The following is a 21897-nucleotide window of genomic DNA, read 5'->3' as shown; positions in this document are numbered from 1 at the left end:
CTTCATGGTCGCTGCCATCAGCGCACCTCGCTTCGCTCGGTCATCACAGGCTCTTCTGGATCTCGGACCACTTCCGCTCGACGTCGTCCAGACCGCCGCACATGAAGAAGGCCTGCTCGGCCACGTGGTCGTACTAGCCGTCCGCGATCTTGTTGAACGCCTCGATCGTGTCCTTGACCGGGACCGTCGAGACCTCGATGCCGGTGAACTGCTTGGCGACGTAGGTGTTCTGCGAGAGGAACCGCTGGATCCGACGGGCGCGGGACACGATGATCTTGTCCTCCTCGGAGAGCTCGTCGACACCGAGGATCGCGATGATGTCCTGGAGCTCCTTGTTGCGCTGCAGGATCTGCTTGATCCGGATCGCGCAGTCGTAGTGCGCCTGCCCGATGTACTGGGCGTCGAGGATCCGCGAGGTCGACGTCAGCGGGTCCACCGCCGGGTAGATGCCCAGCGACGCGATCTCACGCGACAGCTCGGTGGTCGCGTCGAGGTGCGCGAACGTCGTGGCCGGCGCCGGGTCGGTGTAGTCGTCCGCGGGCACGTAGATCGCCTGCATCGAGGTGATCGAGTGACCACGCGTCGAGGTGATCCGCTCCTGCAGCGTGCCCATCTCGTCGGCGAGGTTGGGCTGGTAGCCCACCGCGGACGGCATCCGGCCGAGCAGCGTCGACACCTCGGAGCCGGCCTGGGTGAACCGGAAGATGTTGTCGATGAACAGCAGCACGTCCTGGTTCTGCACGTCGCGGAAGTACTCCGCCATCGTCAGCGCGGACAGCGCCACACGCAGCCGGGTGCCCGGCGGCTCGTCCATCTGACCGAAGACCAGGGCGGTCTGGCCGAACACGCCGGCCTCGGTCATCTCGGTGATCAGGTCGTTGCCCTCGCGGGTGCGTTCACCGACGCCGGCGAACACCGACACACCGCCGTGATCACGGGCGACGCGCGCGATCATCTCCTGGATCAGCACCGTCTTGCCCACACCGGCGCCGCCGAACAGGCCGATCTTGCCGCCCTGGACGTACGGCGTGAGCAGGTCGATGACCTTGATGCCGGTCTCGAACATCTGGGTCTTCGCCTCGAGCTGGTCGAACGCCGGCGCCTTGCGGTGGATCGGCCAGCGCTCCTCGACCTCGAGCTTCTCGCCCTCCTCGAGGTTGAGGCAGTCGCCCTTCACGTTGAACACGTGCCCCAGGGTCACGTCGCCGACGGGCACCGTGATCGCGGCGCCGCTGTCGGTCACCTGGGCACCACGGACCAGGCCGTCGGTCGGCTGCAACGAGATCGCGCGGACCATGCCGTCGCCGATGTGCTGGGCGACCTCGAGCGAGAGGACGTGCGTCTCGTCGCCGAGCTCGAGCTCGCACTCCAGCTTGTTGTACATGTCGGGCATCGCTTCCACGGGGAACTCGATGTCGACGACCGGGCCGATGACCCGGGCGATCCGGCCGATGGCGCCCTCGGCGGCCTCGGTCTTCTTCTCTTCAGCCGTGGCAGTCATGTCTCTCAACTCACTTCGTGGTGGGGTCTGTGTCGTCGCCGGTCAGTCGCCGGCCGCGTTGGCGTCGGCGAGCGCGTTCACGCCGCCGACGATCTCGCTGATCTCCTGGGTGATGCCCGCCTGCCGGGCCTGATTGGCGATCCGGGTGTACTTCTTGATCAGCTCTTCGGCGTTGTCGGTCGCGGACTTCATCGCCTTCTGCCGCGCGGCGAGCTCCGAGGCCGAGGCCTGGAGCAGGGCGAAGAAGATCCGGCTCTGGACGTACTTGGGCAGCAGCGCGTCCAGGACCTCCTGCGGCGAGGGCTCGAACTCGTACAGCGGCAGCACCTCGTCCCGGTCCGGCCGCTCGTCGCTCTCGACGATCTCGAGAGGCAGCATGCGTACGTCGTGCGGCTCCTGCACCAGCATCGACTTGAACTGCGTGTAGACCAGGTGCACCTCGTCGACGTGCTCCGGCGCGTCCTCCTCGGACGTGAACGCGCCGATCAGCGCCTCACCGACCTCCTTGGCGTTCTCGTAGCGCGGCTGGTCGGAGAACCCCGACCAGCTCTGCGCCACGTCGCGGCCGCGGAACCGGTAGTACGCCTCGCCCTTGCGCCCGGTCAGGTAGGTGACGACCTCCTTGCCCTCGCCGCGCAGCCGCTCCCCGAGCCGTTCGGCCTCCTTGAGCACGCTCGAGGAGTACGCCCCGGCCAGACCGCGGTCGCTGGTCACGATCAGGATCGCTGCCCGCTTCGGGTCCTCGGGCTCGGTGGTCAGCGGGTGGTCGGTGTTGGAATAGGTCACGAGCGCCGAGACCGCCCGGGTCAGCTCGCGCGCGTACGGCGCGGCCTGCTGAGCCCGCTGCTGCGCTTTGATGATCCGGGACGCGGCGATGAGCTCCATGGCGCGCGTGATCTTCTTGGTCGACTCGACCGAGCGGATCCGTGCGCGGTACTCACGCAGCGATACAGCCATCTCTGTGTCCTCAGTCCCTCAGTGCCTCGGTCCTCAGCCGCGCTTCTGCTTGACGATCTGCTCCTGCTCGAGCTCGTCATCGGTCACCGGCTCGGCCTTGGCCTCCGTGCCGGGCTTGATCGACTGGCCCTCGGAGGTCTCGAACTGGTCGAGGAAGTCGTCGTACGCCGACTCCACGGTCGACTGCGTGTCGTCGGAGAACTCCCGGCTCTCGCGGATCGCGTCGAAGACGCCCTGGTGCCGGCGGCCGACGAACTCGAGGAACTCCTGCTCGAAGCGCAGCACGTCGTCGGTCGGCACCCGGTCGAGGCGGCCCGTCGTGCCGAGCCACAGCGACACGGTCATCTGCTCCAGCGGGTACGGCGAGTACTGCGGCTGCTTGAGCAGCGCCATCAGCCGCGAGCCGCGGTCGAGCTGCTGCCGCGAGGTCGCGTCGAGGTCGGAGGCGAACATCGCGAACGCCTCCATCGCGCGGAACTGCGCGAGCTCGACCCGCAGCGAGCCGGTGACGGACTTCATCGCCTTGGTCATCGCGGCACCGCCCACGCGCGACACCGACACACCGACGTCGATCGCCGGGCGCTGGTTGGCCGCGAACAGGTCGGACTGCAGGAAGATCTGGCCGTCGGTGATGGAGATGACGTTGGTCGGGATGTACGCCGACACGTCGTTCGCCTTGGTCTCGATTATCGGCAGGCCGGTCAACGAGCCCGCGCCCATGTCGACGGACAGCTTCGCGCAGCGCTCGAGCAGCCGGCTGTGCAGGTAGAACACGTCACCGGGGAACGCCTCGCGACCCGGCGGGCGGCGCAGCAGCAGCGACACCGCGCGGTAGGCCTCGGCCTGCTTGGTGAGGTCGTCGAAAACGATCAGGACGTGCTTGCCCTGGTACATCCAGTGCTGGCCGATGGCCGAGCCGGTGTACGGCGCGAGGTACTTGAAGCCCGCGCTGTCCGACGCCGGAGCGGCGACGATCGTGGTGTACTCCAGCGCGCCGGCCTCCTCGAGGGCGCCACGCACCGAGGCGATGGTCGATCCCTTCTGGCCGATCGCGACGTAGATGCAGCGCACCTGCTGCTTGTCGTCGCCGGTCTCCCAGTACTGCTTCTGGTTGATGATCGTGTCGATCGCGATCGTGGTCTTGCCGGTGGCCCGGTCGCCGATGATCAGCTGGCGCTGACCGCGGCCGATCGGGGTCATCGAGTCGATCGCCTTGATGCCCGTGGCCAGCGGCTCGTGCACGGACTTGCGCTGCACCACTGAGGGCGCCTGCAGCTCCAGCGCGCGGCGCTCCTCGGCTTCGATCTCGCCGAGACCGTCGATCGGGTTGCCCAGCGGGTCGACGACCCGGCCCATGAAGTTGTCACCCACCGGGACCGACAGGATCTCGCCGGTCCGGCGTACGGTCTGGCCCTCCTCGATCTTGTCGAAGTCACCGAGGACGACGACACCGATCTCGCGGGTGTCGAGGTTCAGCGCCAGTCCGAGCGTGCCGTCCTCGAACTCCAGCAGCTCGTTGGCCATCGCCGACGGAAGCCCGACGACACGGGCGATGCCGTCAGCGGCCTGCGAGACGGTCCCGACCTCCTCCCGGGCCGCCGCATCGGACGTGAAGCTCTCGACGAACTTCGACAGCGCGTCGCGGATCTCCTCCGGACGGATCGTGAGCTCCGTCATCTCTTCCCTACTCTCTTGGTCTCTCGGTGAGTTCGTGGTGGTGGGGGTCAGCCCGCGAGCCGCCGTCGGGCCTCGTCGAGCCTGGTGCGCACGGTGCCGTCGATGACCTCGTCACCGATCTCGATCCGTAGCCCGCCCAGGACGTCGGGGTCCTCGATGACGTTGATGTGGACCGTGCCCCCGTAGATCCGTCCCAGCGCGGTCGCGAGACGGTCGGCGTCGGCGTTCTTCAGGGAACGGGCGGACCACACGCGCGCGACCATCCGCCCCCGGGTGGCCGACGTGATCTCGATGAAGTCCTGCAGTGCGCTGGTCACCGTGAGGTGCGTGGTCGTGACCGCGCGTTGGAGGAGGTTGAGACCGGCCGGGGTGACCTTTCCCTCGACCAGGTCCAGGACCAGACGTTGCTTGTCGCCGACCTCGCGCCCGGGGTCGGACAACGCATCGCGAAGCTCGGGGTGATCGGCGACGACCCGGCTGAACCGGAACAGCTCCTCCTCGAGCTGGTCGCCGTCGCCGGCCGCGTCGGCCGCCTTGACGCCGGCGACCACGGCCACGTGCGCGAGTGCGTCGGGAAGGTCACCCCCGGCAGCCCAACGGTGGCTCACTGCTGCGACCACGACGTCCATGGACGCCTCCCCGAGGTGGGCGCCGAACACGTCCCGGACGAGAGCGCTCTTGGTCTCGGCGGCGATCCTCGGGTCCGTGGCGCCTCGGCGCAGTGCCGGCTGTTCGCGGAGCACGTCAGCCACGGAGAACAGGTCCCCACTGACGACGGCTCCGTCGGCGCCGCTGGCGAGCACGCCGTCGAGCGCCTCGAGGGTCGCCGACAACGACTCGCCCGACGAGCCGCGCCACCGCGTTCCGCGCGTGCCCTGCATCAGCCGGCCCCTCCGCGCACGGTCACCGGCTCGGTCTCCTCGAGATCGGCGAGGAAGCGCTCGACGACCCGGTTCTGACGCTTGTCGTCCTCCATGGACTCGCCGACGATCCGGCCGGCGAGGGTGGTCGCCAGGCTGCCGACGTCACGCCGCAGCGACGCGAACGCCGCCTTCCGGTCCGCCTCGATCTGCGTGTGGGCGTGCTCGATGATGCGGTCGGCCTCGGCCTGGGCCTTCTCGCGCGCGTCCTGCACGATCTGGGCGCCCTGCTCGCGAGCCTCCTCGCGGATGCGGGCCGCCTCGTGCTTGGCGTTGTTCAGCTGCTCCTTGTAGTCCGCCTCGGCCTTCCGGGCGTCGCCCTCGGCCTCCTCGAGATCGGCGAACTGCTTGCGGATCGCCTCCTGGCGGTCCGCCATCGCCTTGTTGATCGGCGGGATGATGAACTTCGCCAGCACCCAGATGATGAGGGCGAAGGCGATGACCTCCGCGATGAACGTCGCGTTGGGGACCAGGAAGTTGTTCGCCAGGGGCACCACTGGGTGGATGCCTGAAGCGCTGGCAAGAATCTCCATGAGTCAGTCCTGTCTTCCGGCTGGGGTGTTCCCCGTCAGTCCTCGGTGTGGTCTCTCACTTGCCGAGGACGAAGACGAACAGCGCCATGAACGCCAGGTTGATGAAGAACATCGCCTCCACCAGACCAACGGTGAGGAAGAAGATCGTCTGGAGACGGCCCTGCGCCTCGGGCTGGCGCGCGACGCCCTGGATGTACGACGAGCCGGCGAGGCCGTCACCGATGCCGGCGCCGATCGCGCCACCGGCCAGGGCCATGCCGCCGCCCACGAAGGCGCCTGCGGTCTTGATGGCCGAGTCGAGGGAGCTGCTGTCTGCCACTGTTTCTCCTTGGTTCCGCGCCGGTCGACGGCGCAATGGGTGTACCTCTGGTGCGGACGAGCGGGTCGCTCAGGCCGCAGGTTCTGGGGTGGGTTCCCGGGCCGCCGGCCGGTCGCCGGTGTCCGCGTGGTCGTCCTGGTCGTCCTGGTCGTCGTGGTCCTCGTGCTCTCCGTGCTCCGCGCCGGCCATGCCGAAGTAGAGGATGGTCAGCAGCGCGAAGATGAAGGCCTGGAGCCCGCCGAGGAACACGGTGTCGAAGAGCTTCCAGACGACGGTGAGGATCACGGCGAACAGCCCGCCCAGGGGGATGTTCAGCGGCGCGATCGCCACCAGCGAGCCGATCAGCGCGATCATGATGCCGCCGGCGAAGATGTTGCCGAAGAGTCGCAGCGCCAGCGTGATCGGCTTCAGCAGGTCCTGGAGGAGCTCCAGCGGGAACAGGATCGGGTAGGGCTCCATGTAGTGCTTGAAGTAGGCGCGCGCGCCCTGCTTGCGAATGCCGTAGATCCAGACCGACACCATCGCGATGATCCCCATCGCGTAGGTGAGGTTGGTGTCGGCGGTCGGCGAGGGCAGCGCATGGATGTGCTGGTTGGGCTCGCTCGGGATGACCTCGATCCAGTTCGCGATCAGGATGAAGAAGAAGAGCGCCACCGCCAGCGGCACGACGAACGGGTGGACGCGACCGAGGTTCTCCTCCACCTGCGTCTGCACCTCCTTGACGATCAGCTCCCACACGATCTGGAGCTTCGTCGGGACGTGGTCGTCGGTCTTCTTCGTCAGCTGCCCGCGTACCCAGAATCCGAGCGCGATCACGATCAGCCCGGCGACCACGGTCACCCAGATGGTGTCGAGGTTCCAGGTCATGCCGAGGAAGTGGCCCTCGGGGTGCTCGCCCGGGTGGATCTCCACCTCGGCGGGCAGGATCGCGGGGAAGGCGGTGCTCACTGCTGCTTCAACTCCTTCAACAGGGGCAACCCCGTCATCACGAGGGCGATCAGTCGGAACACGGCGAGCCCGAGCAGGAGGCCGATGCCGTCGGGCCAGAACCGGACGGCGATCCCGACCGCGACCACCGACAGCACCAGGAGGCGCACGAAGGTGGACATCGCGAGCTTGTTGCGCGTGGGCTGCTCTCCGGAGGTGATCAGGCGGAGCAGCCAGTACTCGGTCACCAGGTGGTTGAGCAGGCCGAGGCCCACGCCGCCGGCGATGCAGCCGGCCAGGACCCACTCGCCGAGCTGGCCGAGCACCCAGTACGCCGCGCCCGCGAGCACGACGGCCACCACGATGGTCTTGCGCTGGTCCCGGATCACGCGCCCGAAGCTCGCCGGGCCCTCCATCGGCTGGTCGGCCGGGGTGCTGGTGCCGGAGCTGGTCTCGGGCTCAGCCATGAAGGCGGTCCCGATGTCGAGCCGGCCGGGGCCGGTCATGACGCACGCTCATCGCAGCGCGCTCCGGACGCGCATCCAGAAGGCGACGGCACCCGCGGCGATGCCGAGGGCGATGCCGACCAGGGTGAACGCGGGCGACGTGCCGGCCGCATGGTCGACGAGCAGGCCGACGACCAGGCCGAGGACCACGGCTCCCGCGAGCATCCCCCCGAGGCCCACGAGGTCGCGACCCCGAAGGGTCGGGTCCGGGTGTCCATGGGCCATGCGCTCAGGTCGCTCTCAAGGGTGTTTTCGTCGAGATGATCGGGGGCGCCGACGCGCGCTCCACGGGGCACCGGCGACGCTCGGAAACTATCACAGCGGCGCCTCGTCCCGAACGTCGCGGGGAGGGTGCCAACCCCCGCGCGCACCGGGGCCCCGGACTGGCTCACGAGGCGGTCGGTCGTCATGGTTCGGCGGCCTGATCTGGTCGGCAACGGGGTGCTTGTGAAAAGTAGCACAAGCACCGATGAGGCCGCCAATCGGGGCCTTCCTCGCCTCGATCAGCGGGTCTCGGGCTCCGCCGTTCCGGGTCTGCGCAGGACCGGTAGCAGGAAGGTCAGGGTCACGGTGACCACCGCCGCCGCGGCGATCGACGACCACATCACCGGCCCGGTGTAGAGGCTGATCACCACCGTGCTCCCCGCCACCAGGGCGGCCCACATCCACATGATCAGGACCGCGCGCCGCTGGGAGTGCCCGATCTCGAGCAACCGGTGGTGCAGGTGCTCCTTGTCGGGATGGTAGAACGCCTGCCCGCGGCGGGTGCGGCGGATCACAGCGAGCACCAGGTCGGCGATCGGGACGACCAGCAGCGTGATCGGCAGCGCCAGCGGCAGGAAGGTCGGCGCCAGGCTGGCCGGCGACCCCATCGCACCCTTGCTGAGCTCGGTGCCGGAGTACTGCCCGGTCAGCGTGATCGCGCTGGCCGACAGCACCAGGCCGAGCAGCATCGACCCGCTGTCGCCCATGAACAGCCGCGCCGGGTTGACGTTGTGGGGAAGGAAGCCGACGCAGGCGCCCCCGAGCATCGCGCTCAGCAACGCCCCCGTGGAGGCGAGGGACGCGTTGTTCAGGTTGGTCAGCTGGTAGCAGAAGAAGAAGAACGCGATCGCTCCGATGGCCACCACGCCGGTGGCGAGGCCGTCGAGGCCGTCGACGAAGTTCACGGCGTTGATGGTCGCCACGATCACGAACGCCGTGAGCAGCGCCCCTTGGGCGGGGTCGAGCGAGAACTGACCGCCCTGGCCCTGCGGGAAGTAGAGGTACTGGATGCCGTTCAGCACCAGGAAGCCGGCGGCCAGCACCTGTCCGCCGAGCTTGGTGAGCGCGTCGAGCTCGAACAGGTCGTCCAGGGTGCCGACGGCGCAGATCATCGCGCCGGCGATCAGCACGATCCGGGCGTCGTGGAAGACGAACGGCCCGCCGCTGTGGGAGAGGAACGGCAGGTGGTGGGCCACGACGTACGCCGCCGTCAGGCCGCCGAGCATCGCCAGCCCCCCGAGGTAGGGGATCGGCTCCGCGTGGATGTCGCGGTCACGCACCTTCGCCACGGCACCGGTGCGGAGGGCGATCTCGCGGGCGATGACCGTGAGCAGGTACGTCGCGGCCCCGGCGACCAGGAAGACGAGGAGGTACTCACGCACGCGGCGGCGTCACTCCTCGTCTTCGATGACCGTGACCCCGAGAGGTTCCAGCACCGTGTCCAGGTCGGCCACCGACAGCGCGCCGAGCCGGAGCAGCCGCGGCCGGTCGCCCCGCACGTCGAGGATCGTGGAGGCCTCCCCCTTGGGCGACGGACCACCGTCGAGCACGACCTCGACACTCTCGCCCAGCATGCCGTCGGCGGCCGCGGCCTCGGTGGCGGCGGGCAGGCCGCTGAGGTTGGCCGAGCTGACCGCGAGCGGGCCGGTGCGCTCGAGGAGCGCCAGGGCGACCTCGTGGTCGGGCATCCGGACCGCGACGGTGCCGCGGGTCTCGCCCAGGTCCCAGGTCAGCGACGGCTGCTGCTGGCAGACCAGGGTCAGCGGCCCGGGCCAGAAGGCCTCGGTGAGCGCCTCGACGTACGACGGGACCTTGGTGGCGAGCGCGGCGAGCGTGGTCGCGGCGCTGATCAGCACCGGCGGCGGCATCTCGCGCCCGCGGCCCTTGGCGTCGAGCAGCGCCTGCACCGCGGCGTGGTCGAAGGCGTCGGCGCCGATGCCGTAGACGGTGTCGGTCGGCAGCACGACGAGCCCGCCGCGCTGGACGGCCTGGGCCGCCGCCTCGATCGCGGTCTCCCGCTCCTCCTCCGACGAGGTGGGGTACGTCGTGCTCATCGATCCTCGGTGTCTGCCTGTCGTGACCTGGTCGCGCCTTATCGTGCCAGCCGTGCGGTCAGGAACCGCGCGCGACCGGCCAGGTCCTCGTGGTCACGCACCTGGTCCCACCGGCCGGCGGCGCCGAACACAGCCGGGGCGCTCTCCCCCTGGACGTCGGCGTGCTCCACGCCGACGGACCCGCCGGGGCGCAACAGCAGGGCGGCCCGGCGTTCGACCACCCTGATCACGTCGAGGCCGTCGCCCGTCGCGTACAGCGCGAGCTCGGGGTCGTGGTCGCGCACCTCGACCTCGACCGACTCCCACGCCTCGTGGGGGATGTACGGCGGGTTGCTGACCACGACGTCGACGGTGCCGGCCAGGTCGTCGAACGCGTCGGCCAGGTCGCCGTGCCGGAGCTCGACGCCCGTGCCCGCGAGGTTCCGCGCAGCCCAGGCATGGGCCCCTTCGTCGAGCTCGACGGCGTGGACGCGGGCGGTCGGCACCTCGTGGGCGATCGCCTTGGCCATCGCGCCCGATCCGGTGCCGAGATCGACGATCACCGGCTCGTCCATCCCCTCGACCTGCTCCACCGCCCAGCCGGCCAGCAGCTCGGTCTCCGGCCGCGGTACGAAGACACCGGGCCCGACCAGGAGGTCGACGTTGCGGAAGTGGGTGATGCCGGTCAGGTGCTGCAATGGCTCGCGGGCCGCGCGGCGAGCGACCAGCGCGTCGTACGCCGCGACCTGGCCGGCGGACACGTTCCGCACCAGGGGCAGGCGACCGTGGTCGACGCCGACGACGTGGGCGAGCAGGGCGCGGGCGTCGTGCTCGGGCGAGGCGACCCCGGCGTCGGCGAGCCGGCGTGCGGCGGCGGTGACTAGCTCCCGGGGGTGGCTCACTCGGCCTCCACCGCGGCGAGCCGTGCCTCGAGGTCGGCCTCGACGCACGCGTCGACGACCGGCTGGAGGTCGCCGTTCAGCACCTGGTCGAGGTTGTAGGCCTTGTAGCCGGTGCGGTGGTCGGAGATCCGGTTCTCCGGGAAGTTGTAGGTGCGGATGCGCTCGGAGCGGTCGACGGTGCGCACCTGGCTACGCCGGGCCTCGCCGGCCGCGGCGTCCGCCTCCTCCTGGGCAACGGCCAGCAGCCGGGCACGCAGGATGCGCAGGGCCTGCTCCTTGTTCTGGAGCTGGCTCTTCTCGTTCTGGCAGCTGACCACGATGCCGGTCGGGACGTGGGTGATCCGAACCGCGGAGTCGGTGGTGTTGACGCTCTGACCGCCGGGCCCGCTGCTGCGGAAGACGTCGATGCGAAGGTCGTTCTCGTCGATCTGGACGTCGATCGCCTCGGCCTCGGGCAGCACCAGAACGCCGGCCGCGCTGGTGTGCACCCGGCCCTGCGACTCGGTCACGGGGACCCGCTGGACGCGATGCACGCCACCCTCGAACTTCAGCAGGCCGTACGGCGCGTGGCCGGGCCCCGAACGATCCGTGGCGCCTCTCGCCTTGACCGCGAGAGTGACCGACTTGAAGCCCCCGAGGTCGGACTCGGTCGAGTCGAGGATCTCGCTCGACCAGCCCCGCTGCTCGGCGTACCGGGTGTACATGCGGAGCAGGTCGCCGGCGAACAGCGCCGACTCCTCGCCACCCTCTCCCGACTTGATCTCGAGGATCGCGTCCTTGTCGTCGGTGGGGTCGCGGGGGACCAGCAGTCTTCGGAGCCGTTCCTCGGCGGCTTCGCGCTGAGTCGTGAGCGCCTCGACCTCGCCGGCGAACGTCGGCTCCTCGGCGGCCAGCTCGCGGGCGGCGGTGATGTCGTCACCGGCCTGCCGCCACTCGCGCCAGGTGGTGATGATCGCGGTCAGCTCGGCGTAGCGCTGGTTGAGTGTCTTCGCCGTGCGCGCGTCGGCGTGCGTCTCGGGCAGGGCGAGCCGCGCCTCGAGCTCGGCGTGCTCACCGAGCAGGCCCTCGACGGCCTCGAACATCGGCTCCTCCACTCCGACCGGACGACGTGCCCACGCTGTGCCCGTACATGACGCGGCGCCGACCCCATGGAGGGGGTCGACGCCGTCGTCGGAGCTACTTGGAGCCCTGCTCCTGGGGCTCCTTCTCGGCCTTCTTCTGGGCCTTCGCGTAACGAGCCTCGAAGCGGGCCACGCGGCCACCGGTGTCGAGGATCTTCTGCTTGCCCGTGTAGAACGGGTGGCAGTTCGAACACACGTCGGCGTGGATGATGCCGTTCGCCGCGGTGCTACGCGTGGTGAAGGTGTTCCCGCAGGTGCAGGTCACCTCGGTCACGCGGTACTCGGGGTGGATGTCCTTCTTCATGGTTTCCTTTCACGGCGCCGGGTCCCAGCCTCCTGCTGGCGGGCTTCGTCGGGTGAACCGGGGCCAAGGGGCGATTGTGCCACCGGGTGTAACGCTGAAGGTAATCGCGCGATTCCCTCGCTGAGACAGTCAGACGCCTCGCGGCGGTGACCTGGGATCGAAACCCCGAACCGAAACTGGTCCTGTCTCACCGCTGCCCGGCAGCCCCCTCGACCGGACGCCGCACGGCGGTGACCTGGGATCGAAACCCCGAACCGAAACCGGTCCTATCTCACCGCTGCCCGGCAGCCCCCTCGAGTCAGTCGTCCGCGATGTCGCCGGGGGTGGTCTTCTGCACCTGCATCAGGAACTCGACGTTGGTCTGGGTCTTCTTGAGCCTCTCGACCAGCAGCTCGAGAGCCTGCTGCCCCTCGAGCCCCGACAGCACCCGGCGGAGTTTCCAGACGATCTGGAGCTCCTCCTTGCTCATCAGCAGCTCCTCGCGGCGGGTGCCGCTCTGGACCGCGTCGATGGCGGGGAACAGGCGCTTGTCGGCGAAGTCGCGGCGCAGCCGGATCTCCATGTTGCCGGTGCCCTTGAACTCCTCGAAGATCACCTCGTCCATCTTCGAGCCGCTCTCGATCAGGGCTGTGGCGAGGATGGTCAGCGAGCCGCCGTTCTCGATGTTGCGGGCCGCCCCGAAGAACTTCTTCGGCGGGTAGAGCGCCGCCGAGTCGACGCCCCCGGACAGGATCCGGCCGGACGCCGGCGCGGCCAGGTTGTAGGCGCGGCCGAGCCGGGTGATGCCGTCCAGCAGCACGACGACGTCGTGGCCGAGCTCGACCAGGCGCTTGGCGCGCTCGATCGCCAGCTCGGCGACCATCGTGTGGTCACCGGCCGGACGGTCGAACGTCGAGGAGATGACCTCGCCCTTGGTCGACCGCTCGAAGTCGGTGACCTCCTCGGGCCGCTCGTCGACGAGGACGACCATCAGGTGGCACTCGGGGTTGTTGGTGGTGATCGACTTGGCGATCGACTGCATGATCATCGTCTTGCCGGCCTTGGCCGGGGACACGATCAGGCCGCGCTGTCCCTTGCCGATCGGGGCGGCGATGTCGATGACCCGGCCGATCAGGTTGGTCGGCTCGGTCTCGAGACGCAGCCGCTCGCTCGGGTAGAGCGGGGTCAGCTTGGCGAACTCGACGCGGTTCTTGGACGCCTCAGGGTCGGCGCCGTTGACCGAGTCGATCCGGACCATGGGATTGAACTTCTCCCGGCGCTCACCCTCGCGCGGCTGGCGCACCTGCCCGACGATCGCGTCGCCGCGGCGCAGCCCGTACTTGCGGACCATGGACAGCGAGACGTAGACGTCCTCGGTGCCCGGCAGGTAGCCGCTGGTGCGGACGAACGCGTAGTTGTCCAGCACGTCGAGGATGCCGGCGGCCGGCGTGAGGACGTCGTCGTCGAGGATCGTGGTGTCCGGCTCGCTGCGCTGGGTGCCGCTCTGCTGGCGGTTGCCGCGGTCACGACCCCGGCGCCGGCGGCTCCGTCGACTGCCGCCCTGCCCGTCGTCGTTCTGACCACCCTGCTGACCACCCTGCCGGTCCTGCTGGCGGTCCTGCTGGCGGTCCTGCTGGCGGTCCTGCTGCCGGTCCTGCTGCCGTTCCTTGGTCTGCGTGCCGCCCTGCTGGCGGTCGTCCTTGGTCTGGGGCTCACGACCGTCGCGGTTGTCCCGGCGGTCCTGGTCGTCGGAGGACTGGCGGCGCTGCCCGGAGCGGGCCTCGCCGGTCCGGTCGTCGGACTTGTCACTGGCCTTGTCGCCGGCGTGCGACTCGCTCGACCGGCCGTTGCCGCCTGACTGGACCGACTTGATCGCCTCGACCAGCTGCGCCTTCTTCATGGAGCCGGTCCCCCTGATGCCGAGGCCCGAGGCCATCGACTTCAGGTCGGCCAGCAGCATGGAGTTGAGTCCACCCGACTTCTTCTTGGCGGCGGGTGCGGCGTCGGCTGAGCTGCCGGACGCATCCGCCCCCGAGGAATCGACCTGGATGGAGTCGATGGTTTCCGTCACGTGAGGTCCTTCCCACGTATCAGTGCCGTCCGACTGACTGCCGACGGCCGCTGGGTTCACTGCTTCCTCGACCTCGGGGCATCGCCGTCGCGCGATCGTGCGCGCGGGCTACGCCGTGGAGAGGAAGGGGTGCGCGGGGTGTGGGGCAGGTCCCGGTGGGACCTGCGTCGCCGCCCTGACGCACCGCCACGATAGCACCCGGCTCCGGGGCGCGCGGCATTGCCGGAATTCGTCCCGCGAGCCGACGCCGGCGGTGTGTCAGCCACGATCTCGTGGCCGCCGAATGTGGCTCAGCCACCGACGACCCGATGGCTCAGACGACCCGAGCGCCCTCGGTCGCGACCGCGAGCGGCCGCAGGTCCCAGCCGTCGGGTGTGTACGCCGTGAGGTCGGGGTCGCCGGCGGTCAGGACGAGGACCGTCGGTCCGGCGCCGGACACCACCGCGGCGTGGCCGTCGGTGCGGAGCCGGTCGACCAGGGCGAGCGAGTCGGGCATGGCCGGTCGTCGGTAGGGCTGGTGGAGCAGGTCCTCGGTCGCGGTCAGGAGCAGGTCCGGATCGCCCCCGAGGGCGGTGACCAGCAGCGCGGCGCGGCCGGCGTTCGCCGCGGCATGGCGGTGCGAGACGACCTCGGGCAGCAGTCGACGGGCCAGCTCCGTCGAGAGCGCGGTCGGCGGTACGAACGCCACGGCCCGGACGGTCGGCGACACGGCGGCGCGGGCGGCGTAGAACCTCTCGCCGTTCAGGCCGGCGACGGTGAGGCCGCCGTACACGGCCGCCGCCACGTTGTCGGGGTGCCCCTCGAGCTCGGCCGCCAGCCGGAAGGCCGCGTCGTCTGTCAGCCGGTCCGCACCGCCCACGACGAGCGCCCGGGCCAGGAAGACGCCGCCGACGATCGCGGCCGCCGACGAGCCGAGCCCGCGGGCGTGCGGGATGCGGTTGCGGCACGACAGGAGCAGCCCCGCGGGCCGGTTCCCGAGGGCGTCGAAGGCCGCGTGCATCGCGCGGACCACCAGATGGGTCTCGTCGCGCGCCACGCCATCGGCCCCCTCGCCGACCACGTCGACGCCGAGGCCGGAAGGCGTGACGGTCGCCTCCAGCTCGTCGCGCAGACCGAGGGCGAGACCCAGGGAGTCGAACCCGGGGCCGAGGTTCGCGCTGGTCGCCGGGACCGTGACGACCACCGGGTCGCCGACGAAGCTCATCGCAGGCCTGCGGCGGCGGCGGCCTGGTCGACGTCCGGGTCGATCACCACGTCCACCAGGTCGCCGACGGACTCCAGCGCTGTCGCCGTGTCCTTGAGCCCGTGCCCGGTGACCGTGATGACGACAGTGAATCCTGCGTAGGACTCCCCCGCGTCGACATCCGCCAGCAGTCCGGCGACCCCGGCGGCAGACGCAGGCTCGGCGAAGACGCCGTCGCGGCGCGCCAGCTCGGCCTGGGCGGCCAGGATCTGAGCGTCGCTGAGCGCCCGGAACCGGCCCGCCGACTCGCGGGCGGCGGCCTCGGCCTGCTTCCACGAGGCCGGGTTGCCGACCCGGATCGCCGTGGCCTTGGTCTCGGGGTCCGGGAACGGCTCGCCGGTCACCAGCGGGGCGGCCCCTTCCGCCTGGAAGCCACGCATCCGGGGTTTGCGCGTGGTCCGGCCCAGCGCGGCGTACTGCTCGTAGCCCAGCCAGTACGCCGTGATGTTGCCGGCATTGCCGACCGGCAGGAGGTGGACGTCAGGGGCGTCGCCGAGGAAGTCGACGATCTCGAACGCCGCGGTCTTCTGCCCCTGGAGACGGACCGGGTTGACGGAGTTCACCAGCGCGACGGGATAGTTCCACGAGAGCTGCCGGGCCAGCTCGAGGCAGTGGTCGAAGTTGCCGCGCACCATCACGATCAGGGCGCCGTGCACGATCGCCTGCGCCATCTTCCCGGCTGCGATCTTTCCCTCCGGCATCAGCACGATCGGGGTGAGCCCGGCCCGGGCGGCGTACGCCGACATCGACGCCGAGGTGTTGCCGGTCGACGCGCAGACCACCGCCGCGGCCCCCTCGTGCCGCGCCACCGAGATCGCGACGGTCATGCCGCGGTCCTTGAACGAGCCGGTGGGGTTGTCGCCCTCGACCTTGAGCCACACGTCACCGTCCGCTCGTTCGGACAGCCAGCCGGAGTGGACCAACGGGGTGCCGCCCTCGCGCAGCGTGACCGGCTCCAGCCCCTCAGGCACCAGGTCGAGATAGGGCCGGTACTCGTCGATCACCCCACGCCACTGGCGCGTCGCCGGCTCACTCGGTGGCTGACTCGTCGGCCGGGACATCAGTCGGTCATCCCCTCGACGCGCATCACGGAGCCCACCTCACGGACACACGCGAGGTCGCGCAGCCGCCCCACGGTCCGGCTCAGCTGCGCGTCCGTGGCGTCGTGGGAGACCACGACCAGCTGCGCGTCCTCGCCGCGGCCCTCCTGGCGCAGCGTCTGGATCGAGACGTCCTCCTCGGCGAACGCGGTGGCGATCTCGGCCAGCACGCCCGCGCGGTCGTCGACGTCGACCGCGAGGTGGTAGCGGGTGCGGGTCTCGCCCATCGGCAGCACGACGCGATCGGCGTACGCCGACTCGCCGGCGCCGCGGGTCTGGCTCAGCCGGTTGCGGGCGACGGTCACCAGGTCGCCCATCACCGCGCTGGCGGTCGGCGACCCACCGGCGCCGGGACCGTAGAACATCAGCTGCCCGGCCGCCTCGGACTCGACGAAGACGGCGTTGAACGCCTCGCGCACGCTGGCAAGCGGGTGCGACCTCGGGATCATCGCCGGGTGCACGCGGACCGAGATGCCGTCGCCGGACAGCTCCGCGATCGCCAGCAGCTTCACCACGCTGCCCGTCTGGGCGGCCGAGGCGATGTCGGCGGCGGTGACGTCGGTGATGCCCTCGCGATGGACGTCGGCGGCGGTCACCCGCGAGTGGAACGCCAGGCTGGCCAGGATCGCCGTCTTGGCGGCCGCGTCGAAGCCCTCGACGTCGGCGGTCGGGTCGGCCTCGGCGTACCCGAGGTCCTGCGCCTCTTCCAGCGCCTCCTCGAAGCCGGCGCCGGTGGTGTCCATCTTGTCGAGGATGAAGTTCGTGGTGCCGTTGACGATGCCGAGCACCCGAGTGACGCGGTCGCCGGCCAGCGACTCACGCAGCGGCCGCAGGATCGGGATGGCGCCGGCGACCGCCGCCTCGTAGTAGAGGTCTCGGCCGGCCTTCTCGGCCGCCTCGAAGAGTGTCGGACCGTCCTCGGCGAGCAGCGCCTTGTTGGCGGTGACAACGCTGGCCCCGGTCTCGAGCGCGGAGAGGATCAGCGATCGCGCGGGCTCGATTCCGCCGATCACCTCGACGACCACGTCGACGTCGTCGCGGGCGACCAGCTCGGCCGCGTCGTCGGTGAGCAGACCGGCGGGGACGTCGACGTCGCGCGGCGCGTCGATCCGGCGTACCGCCACACCGACCAGGTGCACCGGTGCGCCGACCCGGGCCTCGAGGTCGCCGGACTGCTCGGTGAGCAGCCGGACCACCTCTGACCCGACGACACCGCAGCCGAGCACGGCGACGTTCAGGTGCTTCATGTGTCGGATGCTCCCAAGTCGGTGGCCAGCAGGTCGTCCACAGTCTCGCGGCGCACGATGGTCGTCGCCACGCCGTCCCGCACCGCGACCACCGGCGGCCGGAGGGCGTGGTTGTAGTTCGAGGCCATCGAGCGGCAGTAGGCGCCGGTCGAGGGGACGGCGAGCAGGTCTCCGGGACGTACGTCGGCCGGCAGGAACTCGTCCTTGACCACGATGTCGCCGGCTTCGCAGTGCTTGCCCACGACCCGCGCCAGCACCGGCGGTGCGCCGGACTCACGCGAGGCGATCGTGCAGGAGTAGTCGGCGTCGTAGAGCGCGGTGCGGATGTTGTCGCTCATGCCGCCGTCGATGCTGACGTAGGTGCGAACGGCGCCACCGTCCAGCTCGACGCGCTTGACCGTGCCCACCGTGTAGACCGTGCACATCGCAGGCCCGACGATGGCGCGCCCGGGCTCGATCGAGAGACGCGGTTGGTCGATGCCGAGAGCCCGGCACTCGTGCTCGACGATCTTGCTCATCTCGATCGCGAGCTGTGCCGGGTCGGAGGGGTCGTCCTGGGTCGTGTAGGCGATGCCGAACCCGCCGCCGAGGTCGAGCTCCGGCAGCGTAACCCCGAGCTCCTCCCCCACCTGCGCGTGCAGCGCCAGCACGCGACGTGCCGCCACCTCGAAGCCGGACGTGTCGAAGATCTGGCTGCCGATGTGGGAGTGCAGCCCGAGCAGGTCCAGTCCCGGGGCGGCGACCACACGGCGTACCGCCTCGAGAGCGTGACCTGCCGTGATCGAGAAGCCGAACTTCTGGTCCTCGTGCGCGGTTGCGATGTACTCGTGGGTGTGCGCCTCGACGCCGGCCGTAACCCGCACCATGACCTTCGCGGTGCGTCCGAGCGAGGCCGTCACGCGCTCGAGCCGCTCGATCTCGTCGAAGGAGTCGACGACGATCCGGCCGACGCCCTCCGCGACGGCGCGCATCAGCTCCATCTCGGTCTTGGTGTTGCCGTGGTAGCCGATCCGGGCCGGGTCGAGGCCGGCGCGCAGTGCGACGGTCAGCTCGCCGTCCGAGCAGACGTCGAGCGACAGTCCCTCCTCGGCGATCCAGCGGGCGACGGTCGTGCACAGGAACGCCTTGCCGGCGTAGTAGACGTCGTAGTCGGCGAAGGCGTCCCGGAAGGCCCGGGCGCGCGCTCGCAGGTCGGCCTCGTCGAGCACGTACGCCGGGGTGTTGACGTTGGCGACCAGCTCCGGGATCGGTACCTGGCCGACCACGAGGTTGCCGTCGACCTTGCGGGTCGTCGACGACCAGAGCGACGGGACCAGTGCGTTGGCGTCGTCGGGCGGGCGCAGCCAGCCGGGACCGCGCAGCGCGCCTTCGACGTGTGCCCAGCCCGCCTCGTGGGTCGGGGTCACATCCGGTCCGGTGCGGAGACGGCCAGCAGGCCGAGCCCGTTGGCGAGCACGATGCGGGTCGCCTCGACCAGCCGGAGTCGCGCGCGGTGGAGGTCACTCGGCTCCTCGTCGCCCATCGGCAGGACGCGGCAGTTGTCGTAGAAGCGGTGGTACGACGCGGCCGTGTCCTCGAGGTAGCGGGCGACCCGGTGCGGCTCGCGGAGCGTCGTCGCGGCGGCCACCACGCGCGGGAACTCGGCGAGTGCCCGCAGCAGCTCGCCCTCCTTCTCGTGGGTGAGCAGCTCCGGATGCCCGGCCGGATCGAGACCGAGGTCAGCGGCGTTGCGCAGGATCGAGGAGACGCGGGCGTGGGCGTACTGCACGTAGAAGACCGGGTTGTCGCTCGTGGCCTTGGCCCACAGATCCACGTCGATGTCGAGGTTGGTCTCGATGTGGTTGCGCACCAGCGCGTAGCGGGCGGCGTCGATTCCGACCGCCTCGACGAGGTCGAGCAGCGTGACGATGTTGCCGGTGCGCTTGCCCATCCGCACCACCGAGCCGTGGCTGAGCAGGTTGACCATCTGGCCGATGATGATCTCGAGGTTCACCCCGGGCTCGTCGCCGAACGCCGCGCAGAGCGCCATCATCCGGCCGACGTAGCCGTGATGGTCGGCACCGAGCAGGATCAGGCACCGGTCGAAACCGCGCTCCCGCTTGTCGAGGTAGTACGCCGCGTCGCCGGAGATGTAGGCGCCGTGTCCGTCGGACTTGACGATCACCCGGTCCTTGTCGTCGCCGTACTTCTGCGTGGCGAGCCAGACCGCGCCGTCCTTCTCGTAGATGTTGCCGAGCTCGCGGAGCCGGGCGATGGCCCGGTCGGTCGCGCCGGACTCGTAGAGGTCGTTCTCGTGGAAGTAGGTGTCGAACGGCACCCGGAAGTCGGCCAGGGTCTGTCTGATCTCGGCGAACATGACGCCGACACCGTTCTCGCGGAAGACCTCGAGCGCCTCGTCGTCGGGAAGGTCCGGTGCCTCCGGGTGCTCCGCGACGACGGCGGCAGCGACGTCGGCAACGTACTGCCCCGGGTAGCCGTCCTCGGGTGTGGGCTGGTGCCGGGCGGAGGCCAGCAGCGAGCGGCTGAACCGGTCGATCTGCGCGCCGTGGTCGTTGAAGTAGTACTCGCGCGACACCAGGTAGCCGCTCGCCTCGAGCAGCCGGGACAGGGTGTCGCCGACGGCCGCCCAGCGCGCGCTGGCGAGGGTGACCGGGCCGGTCGGGTTGGCGGAGACGAACTCGACGTTGACCTTCTGCTTGCCGCCCTCCTCGGAGCCGCCGTACGCCGATCCGGCCGCGACGATGTCGTCGGCGACGGCGCCCTGGGCACCGGCGTCCACGGTGATGTTGAGGAAACCCGGGCCGGCGACGTCGACGCCCGAGATGCCGTCGGCGGACCGCAGCCGCTCGGCGACGAGACCTGCGAAGTCGCGTGGAGGCATCCCGGCCTGCTTGGCCAGCCGGAGCGCGGCGTTCGTCGCGTAGTCGCCGTGCCCCCTCTGCCGGGGTCGCTCCACCGTGACCGTCTCGGGCACGCCGGAAGGCAGCGTGATCGCACCGCCGGCGGAGAGGTCCGCCAGCGACGCGACGATCAGGTCGGAGAGCTGCTCGGGCGTCACCGGGCAAGGGTAACGACGCGCCGCTCCGGCCCTCGACCCACTTCCGCCTGGCGGCCGGCGGCCCTGCCGCCGGCATCGGCTCCCTGGGCCCGGCTCGTCTCGCGATCGCCGGTTTCTCCCGCCGCCCGGTCCGCTTGTAAGGTCGACCCACCCGAGCCCCCGTAGCTCAGGGGATAGAGCACCGCCCTCCGGAGGCGGGAGCGTAGGTTCGAATCCTACCGGGGGCGCCGACCGAAAATCCCGCCTGACCTGCGCGTTTACTTCGAAGGCTTCGTGCCGAGGGGCCATCCGAATCCCCATTGGGCAACGTTTGGGCAACAGCAGGTCTCGTGCCCGACAACCGCGCACCGCGCGTCGCGACCCTGTCGTAGCCACGGGCAGGCGTGCGTCGAGCGGGGAGCTCGACCGAACTTCTGGCTCGGTCGAGAGCGTTGGACACCTCGTCGAGGCGGTCGTCGAACAGGTGACCGTAGGTGTCGAGGGTCATCGTGGCCGACGAGTGGCCCAGCATCTGCTGAACGACCTTGACGTCGGCACCGCTGGCGATCGCCAGGCTGGCCGCGGTGTGACGCAGCTCGTGCGGATGCAGTCCGGGCAGGCCGACCGCCTTGGCGGCCGCGTCGAAGTGACCGCGTCGGAAGTGGGTGGCCCGGACGGGTCCACCGCTGCGGACCGAGGGGAAGACCAGGTCCTCGCGAGCCTTGCCCTCGACGAGGGAACCGAGCTGTTCGGCGAGGAAGGCCGGGAGTGGGACCTCGCGACGCGTATGCGTCTTGGGTGCCGACCACACGAATCCCTTGCCCTGCACGACGGTGACGGACTCCGCGATCACGGCCCGGCGCCTCGGCAGATCGAGCCGGCCGACCTTGAGAGCAGCCATCTCGCCGAACCGGACCCCGGTGTAGGCCAGGAAGAGGACCAGGAGGCGGTAGGTCTCACACTCTCGTTCCGCATAGGGACGGTGCTTGCTGAAGGCCGAGGGATACCCGCACTCGTTCGCCAGCTGCTCAACCTGCTCGATGGTCAGATATCGCTGCTCGCTCCGGACGGGCCGCGGCAGGTTGATCTTCTCCGCCACATTCCGGGACAGTCGCCCGTCGCGGACGGCGAGGTCGAGGATCAGGCTCAGCACCCGGTGGATCTTGCGCACGGTGGAGGGCGATCGTCGTGAGGTCGCCAGGTCGCTGACCCAGGCCTGGACATCGGCGTGGCTGACGTTCGCAAGCCGCACGGAG

19 protein-coding genes, 1 tRNA gene and 2 pseudogenes are annotated in these 21897 nt (G+C 70.2%); 1 reads left to right on the top strand and 21 read right to left on the bottom strand.

The genetic code is table 11. The features are described 5' to 3' along the window. Positions 1 to 43: 43 nt before the first annotated feature. The 20 genes and pseudogenes from atpD to argS all read right to left on the bottom strand — a co-directional run bounded on the left by atpD (position 44) and on the right by argS (position 20662). Positions 44 to 1501 (bottom strand): annotated as a pseudogene (gene atpD, locus VGK78_RS10845) (F0F1 ATP synthase subunit beta). A 42-nt stretch (positions 1502 to 1543) separates the two neighbouring features. Beyond that, positions 1544 to 2458, bottom strand: coding sequence for a F0F1 ATP synthase subunit gamma (locus tag VGK78_RS10840; RefSeq protein WP_331527642.1), 915 nt, complete (start codon positions 2456 to 2458; stop codon positions 1544 to 1546). A gap of 33 nt (positions 2459 to 2491) precedes the next feature. Then, a complete protein-coding gene (atpA, locus tag VGK78_RS10835) occupies positions 2492 to 4135 on the bottom strand; it encodes a F0F1 ATP synthase subunit alpha (protein ID WP_331527641.1) in 1644 nt (547 codons plus the stop codon). Between the two features lie 47 nt (positions 4136 to 4182). After that, positions 4183 to 5016 carry a F0F1 ATP synthase subunit delta gene (locus VGK78_RS10830; RefSeq protein WP_331527640.1) on the bottom strand — a complete coding sequence of 278 codons (834 nt, stop codon included), beginning with the start codon at positions 5014 to 5016 and terminating at the stop codon, positions 4183 to 4185. Beyond that, complete coding sequence (locus VGK78_RS10825) at positions 5016 to 5588, bottom strand: F0F1 ATP synthase subunit B (RefSeq protein ID WP_331527639.1); 573 nt, start codon at positions 5586 to 5588, stop codon at positions 5016 to 5018. The genes VGK78_RS10830 and VGK78_RS10825 overlap by 1 nt, the downstream gene beginning before the upstream one ends. A 55-nt stretch (positions 5589 to 5643) precedes the next feature. Beyond that, complete coding sequence (locus VGK78_RS10820; protein WP_349257118.1) at positions 5644 to 5907, bottom strand: F0F1 ATP synthase subunit C; 264 nt, start codon at positions 5905 to 5907, stop codon at positions 5644 to 5646. A 69-nt stretch (positions 5908 to 5976) separates the two neighbouring features. Continuing rightward, positions 5977 to 6855 (bottom strand): F0F1 ATP synthase subunit A, encoded by an 879-nt coding sequence (atpB, locus tag VGK78_RS10815; protein WP_331527638.1) that lies wholly within the window; start codon positions 6853 to 6855, stop codon positions 5977 to 5979. Continuing rightward, on the bottom strand, positions 6852 to 7340 hold the full coding sequence (locus VGK78_RS10810) for a hypothetical protein (protein WP_331527637.1): 489 nt from the start codon (positions 7338 to 7340) through the stop codon (positions 6852 to 6854). Before VGK78_RS10810 ends, atpB begins: the two co-directional genes overlap by 4 nt. A gap of 9 nt (positions 7341 to 7349) precedes the next feature. Continuing rightward, positions 7350 to 7565, bottom strand: a complete 216-nt coding sequence (locus VGK78_RS10805) for an AtpZ/AtpI family protein (RefSeq protein WP_331527636.1) — start codon at positions 7563 to 7565, stop codon at positions 7350 to 7352. A gap of 278 nt (positions 7566 to 7843) precedes the next feature. After that, positions 7844 to 8986 carry an MraY family glycosyltransferase gene (locus VGK78_RS10800; RefSeq protein ID WP_331527635.1) on the bottom strand — a complete coding sequence of 381 codons (1143 nt, stop codon included), beginning with the start codon at positions 8984 to 8986 and terminating at the stop codon, positions 7844 to 7846. 9 nt (positions 8987 to 8995) lie between these two features. Continuing rightward, on the bottom strand, positions 8996 to 9658 hold the full coding sequence (locus VGK78_RS10795) for an L-threonylcarbamoyladenylate synthase (protein ID WP_331527634.1): 663 nt from the start codon (positions 9656 to 9658) through the stop codon (positions 8996 to 8998). Positions 9659 to 9696: 38 nt separating this feature from the next. After that, on the bottom strand, positions 9697 to 10539 hold the full coding sequence (gene prmC, locus VGK78_RS10790) for a peptide chain release factor N(5)-glutamine methyltransferase (protein ID WP_331527633.1): 843 nt from the start codon (positions 10537 to 10539) through the stop codon (positions 9697 to 9699). Beyond that, positions 10536 to 11621: a peptide chain release factor 1 gene (gene prfA / locus VGK78_RS10785; protein WP_331527632.1), complete on the bottom strand. Its 1086-nt coding sequence runs from the start codon at positions 11619 to 11621 to the stop codon at positions 10536 to 10538. Before prfA ends, prmC begins: the two co-directional genes overlap by 4 nt. Positions 11622 to 11715: 94 nt before the next feature. Then, positions 11716 to 11964 carry a 50S ribosomal protein L31 gene (rpmE, locus tag VGK78_RS10780; RefSeq protein ID WP_331527631.1) on the bottom strand — a complete coding sequence of 83 codons (249 nt, stop codon included), beginning with the start codon at positions 11962 to 11964 and terminating at the stop codon, positions 11716 to 11718. A 298-nt stretch (positions 11965 to 12262) separates the two neighbouring features. Continuing rightward, on the bottom strand, positions 12263 to 13903 hold the full coding sequence (rho, locus tag VGK78_RS10775) for a transcription termination factor Rho (RefSeq protein ID WP_331527643.1): 1641 nt from the start codon (positions 13901 to 13903) through the stop codon (positions 12263 to 12265). Positions 13904 to 14327: 424 nt separating this feature from the next. After that, positions 14328 to 15218, bottom strand: coding sequence for a homoserine kinase (thrB, locus tag VGK78_RS10770; protein ID WP_331527630.1), 891 nt, complete (start codon positions 15216 to 15218; stop codon positions 14328 to 14330). Then, positions 15215 to 16318 carry a threonine synthase gene (gene thrC / locus VGK78_RS10765; RefSeq protein WP_331527629.1) on the bottom strand — a complete coding sequence of 368 codons (1104 nt, stop codon included), beginning with the start codon at positions 16316 to 16318 and terminating at the stop codon, positions 15215 to 15217. Before thrC ends, thrB begins: the two co-directional genes overlap by 4 nt. After that, positions 16318 to 17604, bottom strand: coding sequence for a homoserine dehydrogenase (locus VGK78_RS10760; RefSeq protein WP_331527628.1), 1287 nt, complete (start codon positions 17602 to 17604; stop codon positions 16318 to 16320). The genes thrC and VGK78_RS10760 overlap by 1 nt, the downstream gene beginning before the upstream one ends. Beyond that, the gene (gene lysA, locus VGK78_RS10755; RefSeq protein WP_331527627.1) at positions 17601 to 19010 is read right to left on the bottom strand and encodes a diaminopimelate decarboxylase; all 1410 of its coding nucleotides are present in this window, start codon (positions 19008 to 19010) and stop codon (positions 17601 to 17603) included. The genes VGK78_RS10760 and lysA overlap by 4 nt, the downstream gene beginning before the upstream one ends. Beyond that, positions 19007 to 20662 (bottom strand): arginine--tRNA ligase, encoded by a 1656-nt coding sequence (gene argS / locus VGK78_RS10750; RefSeq protein ID WP_331527626.1) that lies wholly within the window; start codon positions 20660 to 20662, stop codon positions 19007 to 19009. Before argS ends, lysA begins: the two co-directional genes overlap by 4 nt. Positions 20663 to 20817: 155 nt before the next feature. Here argS and VGK78_RS10745 point away from each other — a divergent pair. Next, positions 20818 to 20889 (top strand) — tRNA-Arg (locus tag VGK78_RS10745). A 239-nt stretch (positions 20890 to 21128) separates the two neighbouring features. On the opposite strand, the pseudogene VGK78_RS20365 reads toward VGK78_RS10745, so the two are convergent. After that, a pseudogene (locus VGK78_RS20365) lies at positions 21129 to 21740 on the bottom strand (tyrosine-type recombinase/integrase); the annotation flags it as partial. Positions 21741 to 21897 lie beyond the last annotated feature (157 nt).

This window comes from Nocardioides sp., assembly GCF_036503465.1.
GTDB lineage: Bacteria > Actinomycetota > Actinomycetes > Propionibacteriales > Nocardioidaceae > Nocardioides.
This window is presented reverse-complemented; position numbering and strand designations above follow the sequence as displayed.

Coding starts and splice junctions, on each gene's coding strand:
- thrB (WP_331527630.1), bottom strand. CDS start 15,218: ATGAGCTTCGTCGGCGACCCGGTGGTCGTCACGGTCCCGGCGACCAGC.
- VGK78_RS10805 (WP_331527636.1), bottom strand. CDS start 7,565: ATGGCCCATGGACACCCGGACCCGACCCTTCGGGGTCGCGACCTCGTG.
- VGK78_RS10840 (WP_331527642.1), bottom strand. CDS start 2,458: ATGGCTGTATCGCTGCGTGAGTACCGCGCACGGATCCGCTCGGTCGAG.
- VGK78_RS10830 (WP_331527640.1), bottom strand. CDS start 5,016: ATGCAGGGCACGCGCGGAACGCGGTGGCGCGGCTCGTCGGGCGAGTCG.
- rpmE (WP_331527631.1), bottom strand. CDS start 11,964: ATGAAGAAGGACATCCACCCCGAGTACCGCGTGACCGAGGTGACCTGC.
- VGK78_RS10795 (WP_331527634.1), bottom strand. CDS start 9,658: ATGAGCACGACGTACCCCACCTCGTCGGAGGAGGAGCGGGAGACCGCG.
- VGK78_RS10810 (WP_331527637.1), bottom strand. CDS start 7,340: ATGACCGGCCCCGGCCGGCTCGACATCGGGACCGCCTTCATGGCTGAG.
- prfA (WP_331527632.1), bottom strand. CDS start 11,621: ATGTTCGAGGCCGTCGAGGGCCTGCTCGGTGAGCACGCCGAGCTCGAG.
- VGK78_RS10760 (WP_331527628.1), bottom strand. CDS start 17,604: ATGAAGCACCTGAACGTCGCCGTGCTCGGCTGCGGTGTCGTCGGGTCA.
- rho (WP_331527643.1), bottom strand. CDS start 13,903: ATGCTGCTGGCCGACCTGAAGTCGATGGCCTCGGGCCTCGGCATCAGG.
- thrC (WP_331527629.1), bottom strand. CDS start 16,318: ATGTCCCGGCCGACGAGTCAGCCACCGAGTGAGCCGGCGACGCGCCAG.
- VGK78_RS10825 (WP_331527639.1), bottom strand. CDS start 5,588: ATGGAGATTCTTGCCAGCGCTTCAGGCATCCACCCAGTGGTGCCCCTG.
- atpA (WP_331527641.1), bottom strand. CDS start 4,135: ATGACGGAGCTCACGATCCGTCCGGAGGAGATCCGCGACGCGCTGTCG.